Source organism: Micromonospora parva (assembly GCF_040649675.1).
Lineage (GTDB): Bacteria > Actinomycetota > Actinomycetes > Mycobacteriales > Micromonosporaceae > Micromonospora > Micromonospora parva.
Genome location: NZ_JBEZFX010000002.1, coordinates 164961 through 181838 on the forward strand (window position 1 = coordinate 164961; position 16878 = coordinate 181838).

Genomic DNA, 16878 nt, shown 5'->3' on the forward strand with positions numbered 1-16878 from the left:
CGGCCCGGCCAGGGGAGCGGACCCGACGGTGGAGACGACTCGGGCAGCCGGCCAGCAGCCGATTCGTTTGCGACATCAGCTCCAAAGGCGCCGACCACCAGCACCGCTCCGACGGCGCCGCGCGGTCAGAACTCCTGGTACATCACGTGCAGGCCGACCCGGCCGAGGGTGGGGTGTCGGAACGCGCCCGGCACGGTGCCGACCACCGCGAAGCCCTCGCGCTGGTACAACTCCACCGCCGACCGGTTCGTCTGCACCACGGCGTTGAACTGCATGCCGGCGTACCCCTGTTGGCGGGCCCAGGTTAGAGCCTCGCGGCACAGCGCGGTGCCCACGCCCCGGCCCCGGTTCTCGGCGGCGACCATGAAACTTGCGGTGGCGACGTGCGCACCCGGCCCGGGTCGGTTGGTGCCCATCTTCGCGGTGCCGAGCACCCGTTGGCCGTCGACCGCCACGACGGTCCGGCCCGGTGCCGCCTCGACCCACATGCCGTACGACTGGTCGGCGGTCATCGTCGGGTCGTAGGGGAAGGTCTCCTGTGCCCGGATCACCTCCTCGATGATGGGCCACACCTGCGACCAGTCCTGGTCGACGAACTCCCGAATCAGCACCGGGGGAGGTTAAGCCGCGGGCGAGCCCCGGACAAACAGTTATCCGCTGGTGCATCCGGGCGGCACACCCGGTGCGAAGCATTCATCGTGACGAGACGTCACGGATCCGGTCGCTTCGACGAAAGGCCCGCTGATGAAGATCGCACGACTCGCCGCCCGGATGGCGGTGGGCGCCATGGCCACCGCGCTGGCCACCACCGCCGTCGCTGTGCCGGCGGCTCAGGCCACCGGCAAGCCCAAGCCGCTCGGCACCACGTCCCTCGCCCAGGTGCTCACCAAGGACAAGGGCGGGTTCGACCGCAACTCGCGGGACTTCGACGTGCTCACCGCGGCCGTGCTGGCCGTGCTGGAAGCCAAGCCGAACTCGCCGGTCAAGGTGCTCACCGACGGCACCGCGGCGCTGACCGCGTTCATCCCCACCGACGCGGCCTTCCAGCAGTTGGTCCGCGAGATCACGCAGGCCAAGAAGCTGCCGAGTGAGAGCGCGGCCTTCACCGCGGTCGCCGGGCTCGGCATCGACACCGTTGAGTCGGTGCTGCTTTACCACGTGGTGCCGGGCGCCACCATCGATCGCAAGACGGCGGTCCGGGCCGACGGCACGGACCTGACCACCGCGCTCGGCTCCACGGTGGAGGTCGACGTCCGTACCTACCTGTACTTCTTCCGCCAGGTGCGGCTGGTCGACGCCGACACCAACGACCGTGACGCGCGCGTCGTCACCTTCGACGTCAACAAGGGCAACCGGCAGATCGCGCACTCCGTGGACCGGGTGCTCCGCCCGATCGACCTGCCCTGACCGGCGGCGGGTGGCGTCCGACCACGCGTCGGACGCCGCCCGCGACGGCCGTCAGCCCGAGGCGAGGGCGGCGATCTCCTCGTCGAGCAGGGCGGCCAGCTGCGCGTACCGCCCGGGATGGCTCTGCGCGGTCATCCCACGGCTGGGCATCTCCACGGTCATCAGCAGGTACAGGTGCAACCGGTAGAAGGCGAGCCGGCGGCGGGCCGACGCGTCCAGCACCAGCGGCCGCGGTGCGGCGGCCTGGTAACCGCGCAGCAGCGGGTGCTCCGGGTCGTCCTCGACGCGTTGGAAGAGCCGCGGCGAGACCAGGTCCAGCAGGGGGTCGCCGTAGAGGAACCGCTCGCCGTCGACCAGGCCACAGAGCCGCAACCGGCCATCACCGTCGGGTGCCGCCAACACGTTGCCGTCCCAGCAGTCGAAGTGCAGCAGCGCCGGGCGGCGCACCTCGTCCAGCACGTCGGCGTGCCGCCCCAGTAGTTCGTGCAGGCGCTGCGGTGTCACCGGCAGTCGGACGTCCCAGTCGGCCGCGTCGGCCAGCAGTTCGTCGAGCATCGCCGTGAACGCCGCCCGCCAGGTCGCGCCGGCGGCCCGGCCGCCGTCGTAACCGAACCGGTCACCGGTCACCTGGTGCAACGCGGCGAGAGCCACCCCCAGGTCGTAGCGCGCCGGGCCGTCGTCGACCGCGCCACCGGCCTCGGCCAGGTCGAACAGCGACCGGCCGGGCAGCAACTCGGTGACCAACCACTCGCCGTACGCCGGGTCGGTGCCGTGCCACAGCACCGCGGGCACGGGCACCTGCGGCGCCCGCTCGGCGACGAGCCGGAAGTATCGATCCTCGGCGGCGCAGAGCCCGCGCTCGTAGCGCAGCTGCGGCGTCTCGGCCGACGGAGCCAGCTTCAGCACCACCCGACGGCCGTCGTCGAGCAGCGCCCACCAGACCGTCGCGTACCCACCCCCGGTCAGCGGACCAGCGTCGCGGACCCCGGCGCCCGGCCCGAACGACGCGCCGACCAGGTATGCCACATCGGCGCTGGTGAGGGACTGTTGGGTCGGGCTGACGGCGGTCACGACGTGGTGTCCCCCCGCCGGGCCCGTGGCGCGGAGCCCGCGGTGGCGCGGGTGGAACGGGGGACGGGGCCGGCGGTGTCGCGGCGGATCAGCTCGGCGGGGAGCACCTCGACCCGGGGCGCCGCGGCCCCGGGGCCGAGCACCAGGGACATCGCCCGCACTCCCATATGGACCAAGGGTAGTCGCACGGTGGTCAACGCGGGGGTCACGTCCCGGGCGATGGGCATGTCGTCGAAACCCAGCACCGACACCTGCTGCGGCACCGCCAACCCGGTGGTGCGCAGGGTGGCGAGCGCGCCGATGGCCATCGAGTCGTTGAGCGCCACGATCGCGGTCAACTCCGGGTCGGCGTCGAGCAGTCGGGCGGTGGCCTCGGCACCACCGTCGCGGTCGAACTCCGCGTAACGGATGCGTCGTTCGGGCAGCTCACGGCCCTGCTCGGTGAGCGCCTGCCGCAGACCGGCCAGCCGGTCGGTCGTGGTGGTCAGGATGCGCGGGCCGGCGATCACGCCGATCGCCCGGTGCCCCAGGCCGCACAGCTCCCGCCCGGCCAGGTAGCCGCCGGCCCGGTTGTCCGGCATCACCGCGTCGCCGGAGTGCTCGTGCCGGCCGATCACCGCCACCCGCCCGCCGGTGGCCTCGTACGCGGCGAGCTTCTCGTTGAGCTGCCGGGTGAACGCCTCGTCGTGGTAGCCCGAGCCGGCCAGGATCAGCGCCGCCACCTGGTGGCCGCGCAGCAGCTCCACGTACTCCAACTCGCGGTCCGGGTCCCGGTAGCTGTTGCAGATCATCAGCAGCCGGCCCTGGTCGGTGGCGACCCGTTGCAGCCCTCGGGTGATCTCCGCGAAGTACGGGTCGGAGACGTCGTGCACGATCACCCCGACCGCGCTGCGGTGCGAGCGGGCCAGCAGTTGGGCGTGCGCGTTGGGCACGTACTGCAACTCGGCGACGGCGGCGAGCACCCGCTCGCGAAGCTCGTCGGTGACCGGTTTGCTGCTGCCGTTGATGACGCGGGAAGCGGTGGCGGGTGAGACGCCCGCCCGGCGGGCCACATCGGACAGGGTCGCCATGGCCCGCCCCCTCGATCTGTTGACGGCGTTTCGTCGTGCCGGCTAGCGTCACCGTACCGCAGAGAAAGCCCTTTCCCGCAGGGAGGCACTGCCGTGTCCGATCGCTTCGCGGTACGTCGACCCGACGACCCTCCCGCCCGTGGCGCCACCCGCGCTGATCGGGCGGCACCGCTGCCCGGCGGAATCGGGGTGTCCCGGCTGCGCGTCTACGACACGGTGGCCCCCGACGGCCTGGTCGGCGGCACTCCGCACGTGCACCTGTGCTGCACCGAGGGGTACGTGGTGACCGACGGCGAGGGCGCGGTGCAGACCCTGACCACCGCCGGTTTCCGGGAGACGCCGCTGCGGCCGGGGGTGGTGGTCTGGTTCGAGCCGGGCACCGTGCACCGCCTGGTCAACGGGGACGGGCTGAGCATCGTGGTGCTCATGCAGAACAGCGGCCTGCCGGAGGCCGGCGACGCGGTGCTGACCTTTCCGCCGGAGGTGCTGGCCGACCCGGCCGCGTACGCCGCGGCGGCGGCGTTGCCCGACGGGGGAGCGCCGGGTGCGGATGTGCACGCCGCGTACCGCAGGCGGGATCTGGCGGTCGCCGGTTTCCAGGCGCTGCGCTCCGGCGGCCCGGCGGCGCTGGCCGCGTTCCATGCGGCCGCTGTCGCGTTGCGCCAGCCGCTGCTGGGGCGGTGGCGGCAGCGGTGGGAGGACGGCGCGGGCCGTGCCGCCGCCGGCACCGCCGCGCAGCTCGACGCCCTGGAGCGGGGGGATGCCGGGCACCTGGGCGACGCCGGGGTGTACGCGGTGGCCGAGCCGGTCGAGCGCGGCCGGTTGGGCATGTGTGGTCTCCTCGACACCTACCCGGCGGCCGGCTGACGGTCCGCAGGGCACACCCAAATCCACTGTGGATCGATGGGTGGTCCACTCGGTTTCACTGGAATCGGGGCGTCCGAAGGCCGTCGACAGCCCGGTTTTCAGCAAGCCGAGTCGATCTCGGAGCGATCGGCGCCGGCTGGGTCGGCAATCGAACCGAATAGATCGAGGAAAGGCCTTGCCCGGCGTGAGGGTGCCGCCTACGCTCCAGGAAAGCGTTTGCCTGATCCGCCGACCGGCCCGCTTCACGAGCGCCGTGCCGGGCCCCGAGGAGGTTCCGCGTGACCGAGAACTCTTTGGACACGGCGGGCCGGCAGGCCGCCGACCAGACGGGCGGTGCGCGGGCGGCCGCCTCCGGGCCGGAGAGCCTCGCCGCGCCGGAGGCCGCTGACAGCGCGACGTCGTCCACAGCGGTGGCACCGCCACCCGGTGGTGGCCGTCCGCCACGCCCGACGCTCGGCCGGCGGGCGGTGGTCTTCGCCGACTCGCTCTGGCGTCCGGCGCTGGTGCTCGCGGTCTTCTTCGTCGCCTGGTGGTTCGTGGCGGCCCGGGAGTACGTCCCGAACTACCTGGTGCCCACACCCGGCCAGGTCTGGGAGACGATGACCACCCAGTGGTCCGAGCTGGCCCGGCACACAGTGGTCACCCTCTACGAGACGGTGCTCGGCTTCGTGCTGGCCGCCGCGTTGGGCCTGGTCACGGCCGTCGCCATCGCCTACTCCCGCACCCTGGACAAGGCGCTCTACCCGATCGTCCTGTTCGCTCAGGTCATCCCGAAGATCGCCATCGCGCCGCTGCTGGTGGTCTGGTTCGGCCTCGGCCTCACCCCGAAGATCATCCTGGCGGTGCTGATCGCGTTCTTCCCGGTGGTCATCTCCGGGGTGGCCGGGCTGCGCTCCACCGACCCGGAACTGCTCGACCTCGCCGCCACCATGGGCGCCGGCCCGTGGCGTACCTTCCGCAAGATCCGCTTTCCGAACGCGTTGCCGCACCTGATGGCCGGCCTGAAGGTGGCCGTCACCCTCGCCGTGGTCGGTGCCGTGGTCGGCGAGTTCGTCGGCGCCAGCGAAGGGCTCGGCTACGTCCTGTTGCTGGCCAACGGCAACCTCGACGCCCCGCTGCTGTTCGCCGACCTGATCCTGATGTCCGCCATCGGCATCGTCCTGTTCGTCCTGGTCGAGATCGCCGAAGCACTGCTCATTCCCTGGCACGCCAGCCGTCGCGCCGGCGTGTCCCTCACCACCTCCTGACCGACCCCATCACGGAGGCACCGATGAAACGCACCGCCACCACCATCCTGGTCACCGCCGCCCTGCTTCTCACCGCGACCGGCTGCGGTGGGGACGACCCCGCCGGCAGCACCAACGCCGACGGCAGCAAGCAGGTCACCCTCACCCTCAACTGGGTGCCCTACGGCGAGCACGCGCCCTTCTACTACGGCCTGCAGAAGGGCTACTACTCCGCCGAGGGCATCGACCTGAAGATCCTGCCCGGCAACGGCTCGGGCAACACGGTCAAGCAGGTCGCCCAGAAGCAGACCGACTTCGGTTGGGCGGACAGCCCGGTGCTGCTCAAGTCGGTGGCCAGCGGGATGCCGGTGCGCAGCCTCGGCGCGTACCTGGAGAAGGGACCCTCCTCGGTGGAGTTCTTCACCGAGGAGAACATCAAGACCCCGGCCGACCTCAAGGGCAAGACCGTCGGTGGCACCCCCGGCGACGCCCTCTACGCGACCTTCCCGGCCTGGCTGGAGAAGAACGGCGTCAAGAAGGACGACGTCAAGGTGGTCAACGTCGACGCCGCCGGCAAGATCGCCGCCCTGGCCGAGGGCAAGGTCGACGCCATCATGGGCTTCTTCCACGACCAGGCGCCCACCATCGAGAGCAAGACCGGCAAGAAGGTCGACGTACTGCTCTTCGCCGACTACGGGATGAACCTGCTCGGCACCGGTCTGGTCGCCAACACGCAGACCCTGCAGAAGGACCCGGAGCTGGCCCGCAAGTTCGTCCGGGCCACCCAGAAGTCCTGGGCCGACGCCGCCCGGGACCCGGCCGGCGCGGTGAGCGCGATGGCGGCCCTGGCCGAGAACGAACCGGCGCCCGAGGTGCTCACCAAGCAGCTCACCCTCAACCTGCCACTGATCGGCGCGGACGGCCCGCCCGGGGTGAACACCGAGGCCCAGTGGACCGAGACCATCGAACTGATGTCCCGCTACGCCGAGCTGAAGGACCCGGGAGCGCCCAGCGCCTACTGGGACTCCTCGTACGCGGCGCAGGGGTGACCCGGTGACCCCCGCGCCAGCAGCCACCGGCACCGCCATCGGGATGTCCGGGCTGACCGTCCGGTTCACCACCCGGCGGTCGCAGACCACCGCCCTGGACAACGTCTCACTGGACATCGAGCCGGGCGAGTTCGTCACGATCGTCGGCCCGTCCGGCTGTGGCAAGTCCACCCTCCTGAAGATCGTCGCGGGACTGGTCACGCCGACCAGCGGCGAGGTGTCGTTGCTGCGGCGTCCGGTGCGCGGGCCGCAGAAGGAGATCGGCTTCGTCTTCCAGAAGGCCGCGTTGCTGGAGTGGCGCGGCGCCCGGGCCAACATCCTGCTCCAGGCCGAGATGCGCGGCATGGACCGGACGACGGCGGCCCGCCGCGCCGACGAGCTGATCGAGATGACCGGTCTGACCGGCTTCGAGAAGGCGTTGCCGCACGAGCTGTCCGGCGGCATGCAGCAGCGGGTGGCGCTCTGCCGCGCGTTGCTGCACTCCCCGCCGGTGCTGCTCATGGACGAACCGTTCGGCGCCCTGGACGCGTTGACCCGCGAGCAGATGAACGCCGAGCTGCACCGGATCTGGCGGGAGACCGGGACCACAGTGGTGCTGGTCACCCACTCCATCGCCGAGGCGGTCTTCCTCGGCACCCGGGTCGTGGTGATGAGTCCCCGGCCCGGCCGGATCATCCGCACCTTCCCGGTCGAGCTGCCGGCGCACCGCGACTACGCGCAGGTGATGTCGGATCCCCGCTTCGACCGGCTCGCCACCGACCTGCGTGGGTTGCTCGGCAGCGCGGCCGCCAACCACTGAACGCGGATCGGCACGACCAGCACGACGGAAGGAACACCATGACCCGCAGGTCGATCGGCATCATCGTCAACGGCGTGACCGGACGGATGGGCTACCGGCAGCACCTCGTCCGGTCGCTGCTGGCCATCCGCGAGTCCGGCGGCGTGACGCTGACCGACGGCACGACCATCTGGCCGGAACCGGTCCTGGTCGGGCGCAACGAGACGAAGCTCCGCGAGCTGGCCGAGCGGCACGGCCTGACCGACTGGACCACCGACCTGACGTCGGCGCTGGCCCGGGACGACGTCGAGATCTACTTCGACGCCCAGGTCACCCAGCAGCGGGAGAAGGCCATCCGGCAGGCCATCGAGGCCGGCAAGCACATCTACACGGAGAAGCCCCTCGCCGAGGACACCGCCGCCGCGCTCGACCTGGCCCGGGCCGCCGACGCGGCGGGCGTACGCACCGGTGTCGTGCAGGACAAGCTCTTCCTGCCGGGGCTGCGCAAGCTCAAGCGGCTCGTCGACGGGGGCTTCTTCGGCCAGATCCTGTCGGTCCGCGGCGAGTTCGGCTACTGGGTCTTCGAGGGCGACTGGCAGCCGGCGCAGCGTCCATCGTGGAACTACCGGGCCGAGGACGGCGGCGGCATCGTGGTGGACATGTTCCCGCACTGGCACTACGTGCTGGAGGAGCTGTTCGGCAGGGTCAACGCCGTCTCCTGCGTGATCGCCACGCACGTGCCCCAGCGGGTGGACGAGGCCGGAAGCACGTACGCGGCCACCGCCGACGACGCCGCGTACGCCGTCTTCGAACTCGACGGCGGGGTGATCGCGCAGATCAACTCGTCGTGGACGGTGCGGGTGTACCGCGACGAGCTTGTGGAGTTCCAGGTCGACGGGACCGAGGGCAGCGCTGTCGCCGGCCTGCGCACCTGCCGGGTGCAGCACCGGGCGGTCACCCCGAAGCCGGTGTGGAATCCGGACCTGCCGGTCACCGAGGACTTCCGCGCACAGTGGGCCGAGGTGCCCGACAACGAGGAGTTCGACAACGGCTTCAAGGTGCAGTGGGAGGCGTTCCTGCGGCACGTCGTGGCGGGTGAGCCGTTCCGGTGGGACTTCCTGGCCGGCGCGCGCGGCGTGCAGCTCGCCGAACTGGGGCTGCGCGCGGCCCGCGACGGCGTCCGCGTCGAGGTGCCGGAGCTGCGGGCGTGAGCGCCGCCGAGGTCGTCCTGCCCGGAGGGCGGCGTCACCGGCTGGCCGGGGGTGGCGGGTTCGCCAGGCCGTCGACGCCGGCGACCAGTCGCGTCGCGTACGCCGCCGCGCACGTGGTCGCCGACCCGGGCGCGGAGAACGTGCCGGCCGCCCCGGCGGCGGTGGACTGGGACACCACGCTCGCCTTCCGGCGGCACCTGTGGTCGTACGGGCTGGGGGTCGCCGAGGCGATGGACACCGCCCAGCGGGGGATGGGGCTGGACTACCCGGCGACCCGGGAGCTGATCCGGCGCAGCGCCGCCGAGGCCCGCGCGGTGGGCGGCCGGATCGTCGCCGGTGTCGGCACGGACCAGCTGCCGGCCGGCCCGGCCACCCTGGCCGCGGTGACCGCCGCGTACGCCGAACAACTCGACGACGTCCGCGCGGCCGGCGCCCGGCCGGTGCTCATGTGCAGCAGGCACCTGGCCGCCGCGGCGCGCGGCCCGGAGGACTACCTGCGGGTGTACGACGAGCTGCTGAGCGCCGCCGGCGAGCCGGTGGTGCTGCACTGGCTGGGTCCGATGTTCGACCCGGCGCTGACCGGCTACTGGGGGGCGGCCGATCTGGACCTGGCCGCCGACACGGTCGTCGAGCTGATCAAGGCGCACCAGTCGCGGGTCGACGGCATCAAGGTGTCGTTGCTGGACGCCGACCGGGAGGTCGCGTTGCGCCGTCGCCTGCCGGCCGGGGTGCGGCTCTACACGGGCGACGACTTCCACTACCCCGAGCTGATCCGGGGCGACGAGGTGGGCCACTCCGACGCGCTGCTCGGGGTGTTCGCGGCCATCGCGCCGGCCGCCGCCGCCGCGCTGGCCGCCCTGAACCGGGGGGACCTGACGGCGTACGACGAGATCTTCGCGCCCACCGTGCCGCTGGCCCGGCACCTGTTCGCGGCGCCGACCTGGCACTACAAGACGGGGATCGTGTTCCTGGCGTGGTTGGCCGGGCACCAGGACCACTTCACCATGGTCGGTGGCGCGCAGTCCGGGCGGTCGCCGGCGCACCTGGCCACACTGCTCACTCTGGCCGACGCCGCCGGGCTGCTGCCCGACGCCGAGCTGGCCGCCGCCCGCGCCCGGGCCCTGTTCACCGTGGCGGGGGTGGCCCAGTGAGCCTGACCCGCTTCTCGTTCAACCAGGCCACCGCCCAGCGTTGGCCGTTGCCGGAGGTGGTGGCCGGGTGCGTGGCGGCCGGCGTGCCGGGTATCGGCCTGTGGCGGGAGCCGGTGGCCGAGTACGGGTTGGCCCGTTCGGCGAAACTGGTCCGCGACGCGGGTCTCGCCGTCACGTCGTTGTGCCGGGGTGGGTTCTTCACGGCTGACGACTGGCGCGCGGAGAACCTGCGGGCCATCGAGGAGGCGGCCGTCCTCGGGGCCCCGGAGCTGGTGCTGGTGTCCGGTGGGTTGCCCGCCGGCAACCGGGACATCGACGGCGCCCGGCGTCGGGTCGCCGACGCGATCGGCGAGTTGGCCCCGCACGCCGAGGCCGCCGGGGTGCGGCTGGCCATCGAGCCGCTGCACCCGATGTTCGCCGCCGACCGGTGCGTCATCAGCACCCTGGGTCAGGCGTTGGACATCGCCGAGCGGTTCGACCCGGCGGTGGTCGGCGTGGTCGTGGACGCGTACCACGTCTGGTGGGATGACACGGTGTACGCGCAGGTCGCGCGAGCCGCCGACCGGATCGCCGCGTTCCAGGTCTGCGACTGGGTGACCCCGCTGCCGGAGGGGGTGCTGCTCGGCCGGGCATTGCCCGGCGACGGGTGCATCGAGCTGCGCCGGCTGCGCGAGGCGGTCGACGCGGCCGGTTACGTCGGCCCGATCGAGGTGGAGGTCTTCTCCGCCGAGGTGTGGGCGCGTCCGGGCGCCCAGGTGCTCGACGCGGCGATCGCCGGGTACCTGCGCCACGTTGTCTGACCTGCCCGAACGGCGGTGGCCGGCGGCGGTCGGCGCCTGGCTGGGCATTGGCACCGCACCCGCCACGCTGGTGCTCGGCGCGGCGATGGCCGCCCGGCACGGCGGCGCGGTGCCGGTGGCCGGGCTGCTGATCGGCGGGGCGCTGATGGCGGCCCTGCTCTGGGGGCAGGGCCGGATCGGTCTGCGCCGGCCGCTCGGCGACGGTGCGCCGTTGACGGCGGTGCTGCCCGCGTACCTGGGGGACACCTCGCGGCTGCTGCTGGCGGCGGTGCTGACGGCGTCGATGATCGGGTGGAACGGGTTCAACGTCGGCCTCGGCGGGGCGTCGCTGGCGGCGCTGACCCACCTGCCGGCCTGGGCCGGGCCGGCGTTGCTGGAGGTGGCGGTCCTCGCCGTCTCGTGGGCGCCGGCCCGGCTCGGCAACCGGGTCGCGGTGCTCACCACGCTCAGCGCTGTGGTGCTGGTCGGCTGGTGCCTGACGGTGCTGCCACCACCGGGTGCGCCGGTCCGGCTGGCCGCCGGTGGGCTCGTCGACGCCGCGGCGCTGATCGGGTACGCGGCGGTGTTCGCGCTGCGCGCGCCGGACTTCAGCGTGGGTCTTGCCCGGCGGCGGGACCTGGCCTGGTGCGTGGGGTTGTTGGTCGGGCCGGCGTTGCTCGGCGTGCTCGCCGGTGCCGGCCTGTGGCTGCGCACCGGCTCGGCCGACGTGGTGGCGTTGCTCGCCGCCGGCTCGGGTCTGGCCGGGTCCGCGAACCTGTTCGTCGCGGTGGCGGTCTTCGCGGCGGCTCTGACCACCACGTACTCCGGTTCGTTGGCGTTGCGTGGCCTGGCTCCCCGGCTGCCGGTGCGGGCGGCGATGCTGCTCGTCGCGGTGCTCGGCGGTGTGCTGGCGGTGGCGCGGTTCGACCGTCTGGTGCTGCAGTGGTTGACGGTGCTGGCCGCCGCGCTGCCGGTGCTGGTGGTGCCGATGGCCGTGGAGGCGGCGGCCCGTCGGCGCGGTCGGGTCCCGCGTACCGTGCCCGCCTGGTGCTGGGTGCCGCCGGCGCTGCTCGCGGTGGCCTGCACGCTCGCCGGCGTGGGTGCCGCCCCGTTGCTCGGGCTGGCCCTCGCCGCGGCCTGCACGGTGCTCTGGCGCCGCCGAGGTGGCGGAGGCCACTCGGTTGGTGGCGCTTAGCGGGTGGCGTGCGAGCCGTGGTCGCTGACCTGGGCATCGAACCAGTGGTGCAGGGCATCGCGAAGCGCCGCGTCGTCTGTGGCGTAGGTGACGCGCGCGCCGCCGGGAACCGCCTCGTACGTGATGGTGATCCGCCCGCCGTGTGCCCGAAGCGTTGCCAGGCCCGGCATCTCGGCGCCGTGGATGCGGGCGGGGTCGCTGAAGTCACCGCGCCGGAACCGCTCGACCTCGGAGCTCAGGTGGTGTTGGACCAGGGTGACCTGGGTGGTGTCCTGGGGGTCGTCGGCGACCACGGTCTGCACGCCGCCGGTGTCGCTCTTCGTGAAGCGGTGCGTGGTGCGTTCCAGGTCGAACGGCATGACGGAAGCCCCTCGATCGGCGACGTCAGCCTGCCGATCGGAGGTGGTCGTTGTCGGTATCGACGGCGCGGAGTCGTCGGCGCAACCGCCGGTCAGCGTGGCGGCGGCGATGGCCGCCAGGACGAGAGCCCGATGGGGGCGAGGGCGGTCAGAACGGTTCACCGGTGGCCTCCGCGAGGGTCTGGAGCGCACGCACCACTGCCGCGCGCTGGTCGTCGGGCACGCGATCGAGCAGGGCGGTGAGCCGGGTCCGACGGGCATCGGCCTGTCGGGTGGCGGCCGTGGCGCCCGCGGGAGTCAGCAGAAGCAGAACGCCACGACCGTCACCCTCGGCCGTCTCTCGGTGCACCCAGCCCCGGTTGACCAGGTTGCTGACCAGGCGGCTGACGGTGCTCTTCTCCAGACGCAGCCGGCGAGCCAACTCCACCTGCCGGATCTGCCCCTCCCGAGCAATCTCCACCATGGCGTGCGCCTCCGACACCGGCAAGGGCTGCCCGCAGGGTGTCCGGTCCGGCTGATGGAGGCCGAAATTGCGGACGAAACGCATCAGTGCTTCCTGCGCCGCGTCGAGCTCACCAGCCTGCATGGTTCGACAATACAACCAGATGGTTCGGCCGTTCAACCATTGTGGAGAGCCGCGTCGGAGCCTCTTGGGAGACCTGCTGGACGGTCACCCCTCCGTCGGGCCGACTCTGACCGGGGCGTACGCCCTGTGCCCGCGGGGTCCGGAAAAAGTGATCTAGGCGCGGCCGGCAGAACGTGATCTTATACGCACCGGCGATCCGTAACACCGCGCAAACCATCGATTAACCATCGGCGGCTTAGGTGGGGGAGCGCTCCCATGAGCGGGTCGCGTTCGATGAACAGCTCCACAAGGGAGCAACCGAAAGGAGCCTCGTGGCTACAGGCACGAGCAGAGACAGGGTGCGAAGACTAGCGATACCGACGCTGGTCTTCGCCCTGATCGCCGGCACCGCCGGCATCGCGGGACCGGCGTCGGCGGCCCCGGCAGGAACCAAGGGCGGCGGCGCGGGCGGGTACTTCACCCCCGGGTCCGACAAGAAGGTCATCCTGACCGACGGCGCCGACCGCCGACCGGGCGGCAGGAACGCGGCCGAGCAGCAGGCCACGGCGGACGAGAGCCGCCCGGGCAGGTACATCGTCGAACTGGCCGAGGAGCCCCTGACCTCGTACGCCGGTGGTTCGTCCGGGCTGGCGCGAACCCGCCCGGAGGCGGGTGACCGGCTGGACGTGACGTCCGCGCCGGCGCGGGCCTACCGCAGCCACCTCGACGCGCAGCGCAGCGCCGTCGCCGCCGCCGCGAAGGTCCAGGTCACCGCCGCGTACACCACTGCCTTCAACGGGTTCTCCGCGAAGCTGACCACCGAGCAGGTGACCGCGCTGCGGGCGGACAAGCGCGTCCGCGCCGTCACCGCCTCACGGGCGCTGGGCACCCCGACGCCCCCGCCCACCGCTCCGATCGCGACCACCCCGGCCACCGCCACCCCTGAACAGCGGGACCAGTCGGCGGGAGCGGACACCGCCGGCAGGCCGGACACCCCCGGCAAGCCCGGCAAGCCCGGCAAGCCTGGCCCCGGTACCGGCGCGGGCATGGTGATCGGTGTCCTGGACACCGGCATCTGGCCGGAGAGCGCGTCGTTCGCCAAGACGATGCCCGCCCCCGCGAACTGGCGCGGCACCTGCCAGACCGGTGTCGCCTTCGTGGCCGAGCACTGCAACGGCAAGATCGTCGGCGCGCGGTACTTCGCCGACTCGTGGCTCGCCTACGGCGGCACGGTGCCCGAGGGTGAGATCCTGTCCCCCCGCGACGTGTCCGGGCACGGCACGCACACCGCCTCCACCGCGGCCGGCCTGCCGCTGCCGAACGTCACCATCGACGGTCGCCGCTTCGGCCCCGTCTCCGGGGTGGCCCCGGACGCCCAGATCGCCGTCTACAAGGTGCTCTGGGGTGGCATGGGCTACGACGCCGACATCATCGCCGGCATCGACGCGGCCGTCGCGGACGGCGTGCAGGTCATCAACTTCTCGATCGGCTCCCAACTCGGCGATTGGGAGGCGAACACCCCGATCGGCATCGCGTTCCTCAACGCCACGCTCGCCGGGGTCTTCGTGGCCGCGTCCGCCGGCAACACCGGCATCGTGAGCGGGGCGATCAGCAACGCGGCACCGTGGGTGACCACTGTCGGCGCGGCGGTGACCAAGCTCGACGAGGCGACGGTCAAGCTGGGCGACGGCACGAAGCTCGTCGGCGGCTCGCTGGACGCCCTGCCCGGTGGCGACTCGCTGCCGATGGTCTTCGGTGACCAGGCCGGCTCGCCCGACCTGGGCGCGGTCTACTGCGAGCCCGGCAGCCTCGACAGCGCCAAGATCAAGGGCAAGGTCGTCGCCTGCGCGCTGTCCGACATGTTCGGCTCCGCCGCCGAGATCAAGGCCAAGGGCGGGGCGGCGATGGTGGTGTTCGACCCGGTCGGCAACTACCGGATCAACTCCATCTTCAACTTCCCGGTGGTCTACCTGCCCACCGAGAAGCAGGCCGGCACCCTCTTCAACTACCTGATGCGCCACCCCACCGACGCGAAGGCCTCAGTGCGCAGCGGCGGTGACGGCTCCAGCGTCCCCGGCCTGCCCAGCGTGGCGGACTTCTCCTCCACCGGCCCGGACAAGGTGACCTTCGGCGTCTTCAAGCCGGACCTGGTCGCACCGGGGTCTGACATCATCGCGGCGGTCTCTCCGGCGGGCAACTTCGGCCGGAACTACGACGCGTACTCCGGCACCTCGATGGCCTCGCCGTACGTGGCCGGCTCGGCGGCGATCCTGCGCGCCACCCACCCGGACTGGTCGCCGGGCGCGGTCGCCTCCGCGCTGCGGACCACCGCCACCGACACCGTCGGCACCACCGACCCGCTGGAGCAGGGCAGCGGGTTCATCAACCTGGCCAAGGCCACCGACCCGGGCCTGGTCATCCAGCCGACGGCGAAGGAACTGGTCACGTTCAGCGAGACGGCCCAGCCCGACGGCAAGGAACTCAACCTGCCGGCCATCTCGTTGCGTGAGTACGACGGCACCCGCCCGGTGACCGTCACCCGCACCCTGACCAACGTGGGCAAGACGAAGGAGACCTACCGTTCGTCGGTGTCCGGCCTGCCCGGCATGAAGGTCACCGTGTCGCCGGCGTCGGTGACGCTGGCGCCTGGTCAGTCCGCCACGGTGACCATCACCGTTCGTCGGGGCGGCGCACCCTGGGACCGGTACGTGACCGGCTCGATCACCTGGCAGGGCAAGGCACACAGCGCCCGGATCCCGGTCGCCGCCCGCCCGTGGGGCATCACCCCCCGGCCGTACGCCGACGACGGCGAGGAGTTCGGTCGGATGACCAACGGTGCGTTCGGCTCGGTCCAGCCCGGCTTCACCGGACCGTTCGTCGGCCGTAGCACCGGCTACACGCCGATGCGGCGGACGTCGTACTCGATGCCGGCCGGCGTCTACGGCGGCGTGTTCGACCCGAAGGCGACCGGTGTGAAGAAGGTCGACTTCACAGTGCCGGCGAACACCGCCGGCATCGTGGTCGAGACCACCACCGACGACCCGAACACGAACCTCGACCTGTACCTGTACAAGGGCGACAAGCTGATCTACAGCAGTGACAGGTACTGGACCAGCACCGAGCAGGCCTACAAGTTCCTGCCCGAGCCGGGGCGCTACACGGCGTACGTGTTCGCGCAGTACCCCGGCAGTCCCGTCGTTGACTTCCAGCTCGGGCACGCCATCATCGGGCGCAACACCACGTACGCGGGTGCCACGTTGGAGGCTCCCGCCAGTGTGGAGCGCGGCCTGACGTACTCGTTCAAGCTGAAGCCGACAAAGCCGCTGCCCGAGGGTGACTTCTGGGCCTACACCGAGTGGAGCACCAACGGCACCGTCGTCCCCGGCAACCTCGTCTACACCCAGCAGAGTTCCTGGGAGTAGACCGTTGTGAGCTGTGGGGCGGTGCCGTCGCGCACCGCCCCACAGTCCGCGTCCGGATCAGAGTGTCAGTCGTTCGACGAAGGCGCGGCGCGAGTTGACGTCGCTCAGCGGCAGGGCAGTCAGCTCGTAGCCGAGCTGGGTGTAGGCGGTGACCATGGCGTCATGGGTGCGCACCGCCTCGGTGAAGTCCTGGTATCGCTCGCTGTCGTTGGTATATATCTCCGGCCAGGGCGGGGCGACGAAGACGCGCCGGTGATAGCGGAACTGGCGTGCTGCGGCCGCCAGGTGGTCCGGCACCGGCCAGCCGAGCAGCAGGTGGTAGCCGACCAGGTCCGGAATGCCGCGATCGAAGAAGACCGGACCGGTGTGTTGGCTGGCCTGACGGTAGGAACGAATCTCCCAGCTCAGCGTGATCTCGGCGTACAGACGGGAGTCCGCGCCGTGCACGGCCTGACCGCCGATCCGAAGCTGGTCCTGGATGATCTGCCGCCCCGCTTCCTCGACACACGCGTATCCAGCTCGCCGCAGGCTGTCGAGCAGCGTGGTCTTTCCGGCACCCGGCCCACCGGTGATGACGACGTATCGATTGCTCATGCGGGCTCCCTCAGTCAGGCATGTCAGGTGCCCCCGACCTCTCCCGGCACGGTCGGCGAGGCTCGCCTAAACAGCTTCACCCACGCTTTCGGCTCGCTGATTGGCGTCACCGGTGCAGTCGGGGGACCATCTAC

16 protein-coding genes are annotated in these 16878 nt (G+C 71.9%); 10 read left to right on the forward strand and 6 right to left on the reverse strand.

The window, feature by feature from the left end:
• Positions 1-125 precede the first annotated feature (125 nt).
• On the reverse strand, positions 126-611 hold the full coding sequence (locus AB0C03_RS05990; protein WP_210862150.1) for a GNAT family N-acetyltransferase: 486 nt from the start codon (positions 609-611) through the stop codon (positions 126-128).
• A gap of 133 nt (positions 612-744) precedes the next feature.
• Here AB0C03_RS05990 and AB0C03_RS05995 point away from each other — a divergent pair, with 133 nt between their 5' ends.
• Entirely contained in the window at positions 745-1407 is a 663-nt protein-coding gene (locus tag AB0C03_RS05995) for a fasciclin domain-containing protein (RefSeq protein WP_357634797.1), read from the forward strand.
• 51 nt (positions 1408-1458) lie between these two features.
• On the opposite strand, the gene AB0C03_RS06000 is transcribed toward AB0C03_RS05995, so the two are convergent.
• Both AB0C03_RS06000 and AB0C03_RS06005 read right to left on the reverse strand, forming a co-directional pair.
• Positions 1459-2478, reverse strand: a complete 1020-nt coding sequence (locus AB0C03_RS06000; RefSeq protein ID WP_210857500.1) for a phosphotransferase family protein — start codon at positions 2476-2478, stop codon at positions 1459-1461.
• Positions 2475-3548, reverse strand: coding sequence for a LacI family DNA-binding transcriptional regulator (locus AB0C03_RS06005; protein WP_030327371.1), 1074 nt, complete (start codon positions 3546-3548; stop codon positions 2475-2477). The genes AB0C03_RS06000 and AB0C03_RS06005 overlap by 4 nt, the downstream gene beginning before the upstream one ends.
• 93 nt (positions 3549-3641) lie before the next feature.
• On the opposite strand from AB0C03_RS06005, the gene AB0C03_RS06010 reads away from it, so the two are divergent.
• From AB0C03_RS06010 to AB0C03_RS06045, 8 genes are all read left to right on the forward strand, one after another.
• Positions 3642-4415 (forward strand): cupin domain-containing protein, encoded by a 774-nt coding sequence (locus tag AB0C03_RS06010; RefSeq protein ID WP_357634802.1) that lies wholly within the window; start codon positions 3642-3644, stop codon positions 4413-4415.
• Between the two features lie 278 nt (positions 4416-4693).
• Positions 4694-5662: an ABC transporter permease gene (locus AB0C03_RS06015; protein WP_210857499.1), complete on the forward strand. Its 969-nt coding sequence runs from the start codon at positions 4694-4696 to the stop codon at positions 5660-5662.
• A gap of 23 nt (positions 5663-5685) precedes the next feature.
• Complete coding sequence (locus AB0C03_RS06020) at positions 5686-6690, forward strand: ABC transporter substrate-binding protein (protein ID WP_030327376.1); 1005 nt, start codon at positions 5686-5688, stop codon at positions 6688-6690.
• Between the two features lie 43 nt (positions 6691-6733).
• Positions 6734-7489 (forward strand): ABC transporter ATP-binding protein, encoded by a 756-nt coding sequence (locus tag AB0C03_RS06025; RefSeq protein ID WP_051708096.1) that lies wholly within the window; start codon positions 6734-6736, stop codon positions 7487-7489.
• Between the two features lie 38 nt (positions 7490-7527).
• On the forward strand, positions 7528-8679 hold the full coding sequence (locus tag AB0C03_RS06030) for a Gfo/Idh/MocA family protein (RefSeq protein ID WP_357634808.1): 1152 nt from the start codon (positions 7528-7530) through the stop codon (positions 8677-8679).
• Positions 8676-9830 carry a dihydrodipicolinate synthase family protein gene (locus AB0C03_RS06035; RefSeq protein ID WP_357634811.1) on the forward strand — a complete coding sequence of 385 codons (1155 nt, stop codon included), beginning with the start codon at positions 8676-8678 and terminating at the stop codon, positions 9828-9830. Before AB0C03_RS06030 ends, AB0C03_RS06035 begins: the two co-directional genes overlap by 4 nt.
• Positions 9831-9832: 2 nt before the next feature.
• Positions 9833-10630 carry a sugar phosphate isomerase/epimerase family protein gene (locus AB0C03_RS06040; protein ID WP_051708097.1) on the forward strand — a complete coding sequence of 266 codons (798 nt, stop codon included), beginning with the start codon at positions 9833-9835 and terminating at the stop codon, positions 10628-10630.
• Entirely contained in the window at positions 10623-11804 is a 1182-nt protein-coding gene (locus AB0C03_RS06045) for a purine-cytosine permease family protein (protein ID WP_030327383.1), read from the forward strand. The genes AB0C03_RS06040 and AB0C03_RS06045 overlap by 8 nt, the downstream gene beginning before the upstream one ends.
• Here the strand turns inward: AB0C03_RS06045 and AB0C03_RS06050 are convergent.
• A complete protein-coding gene (locus tag AB0C03_RS06050) occupies positions 11801-12325 on the reverse strand; it encodes an aspartate carbamoyltransferase (protein WP_156057195.1) in 525 nt (174 codons plus the stop codon). The two genes, AB0C03_RS06045 and AB0C03_RS06050, sit on opposite strands and share 4 nt — an antisense overlap.
• On the reverse strand, positions 12312-12749 hold the full coding sequence (locus AB0C03_RS06055) for a MarR family winged helix-turn-helix transcriptional regulator (protein ID WP_036410444.1): 438 nt from the start codon (positions 12747-12749) through the stop codon (positions 12312-12314). Before AB0C03_RS06055 ends, AB0C03_RS06050 begins: the two co-directional genes overlap by 14 nt.
• 338 nt (positions 12750-13087) lie before the next feature.
• Between AB0C03_RS06055 and AB0C03_RS06060 the strand changes: the two genes are divergently transcribed.
• A complete protein-coding gene (locus tag AB0C03_RS06060) occupies positions 13088-16150 on the forward strand; it encodes a S8 family serine peptidase (RefSeq protein WP_357634817.1) in 3063 nt (1020 codons plus the stop codon).
• A gap of 57 nt (positions 16151-16207) precedes the next feature.
• On the opposite strand, the gene AB0C03_RS06065 is transcribed toward AB0C03_RS06060, so the two are convergent.
• Entirely contained in the window at positions 16208-16744 is a 537-nt protein-coding gene (locus tag AB0C03_RS06065) for an AAA family ATPase (protein WP_051708063.1), read from the reverse strand.
• Positions 16745-16878: the final 134 nt, after the last annotated feature.

Coding starts and splice junctions, on each gene's coding strand:
- AB0C03_RS06055 (WP_036410444.1), bottom strand. CDS start 12,749: ATGCAGGCTGGTGAGCTCGACGCGGCGCAGGAAGCACTGATGCGTTTC.
- AB0C03_RS05995 (WP_357634797.1), top strand. CDS start 745: ATGAAGATCGCACGACTCGCCGCCCGGATGGCGGTGGGCGCCATGGCC.
- AB0C03_RS06005 (WP_030327371.1), bottom strand. CDS start 3,548: ATGGCGACCCTGTCCGATGTGGCCCGCCGGGCGGGCGTCTCACCCGCC.
- AB0C03_RS06030 (WP_357634808.1), top strand. CDS start 7,528: ATGACCCGCAGGTCGATCGGCATCATCGTCAACGGCGTGACCGGACGG.
- AB0C03_RS06025 (WP_051708096.1), top strand. CDS start 6,734: ATGTCCGGGCTGACCGTCCGGTTCACCACCCGGCGGTCGCAGACCACC.
- AB0C03_RS06065 (WP_051708063.1), bottom strand. CDS start 16,744: ATGAGCAATCGATACGTCGTCATCACCGGTGGGCCGGGTGCCGGAAAG.
- AB0C03_RS06020 (WP_030327376.1), top strand. CDS start 5,686: ATGAAACGCACCGCCACCACCATCCTGGTCACCGCCGCCCTGCTTCTC.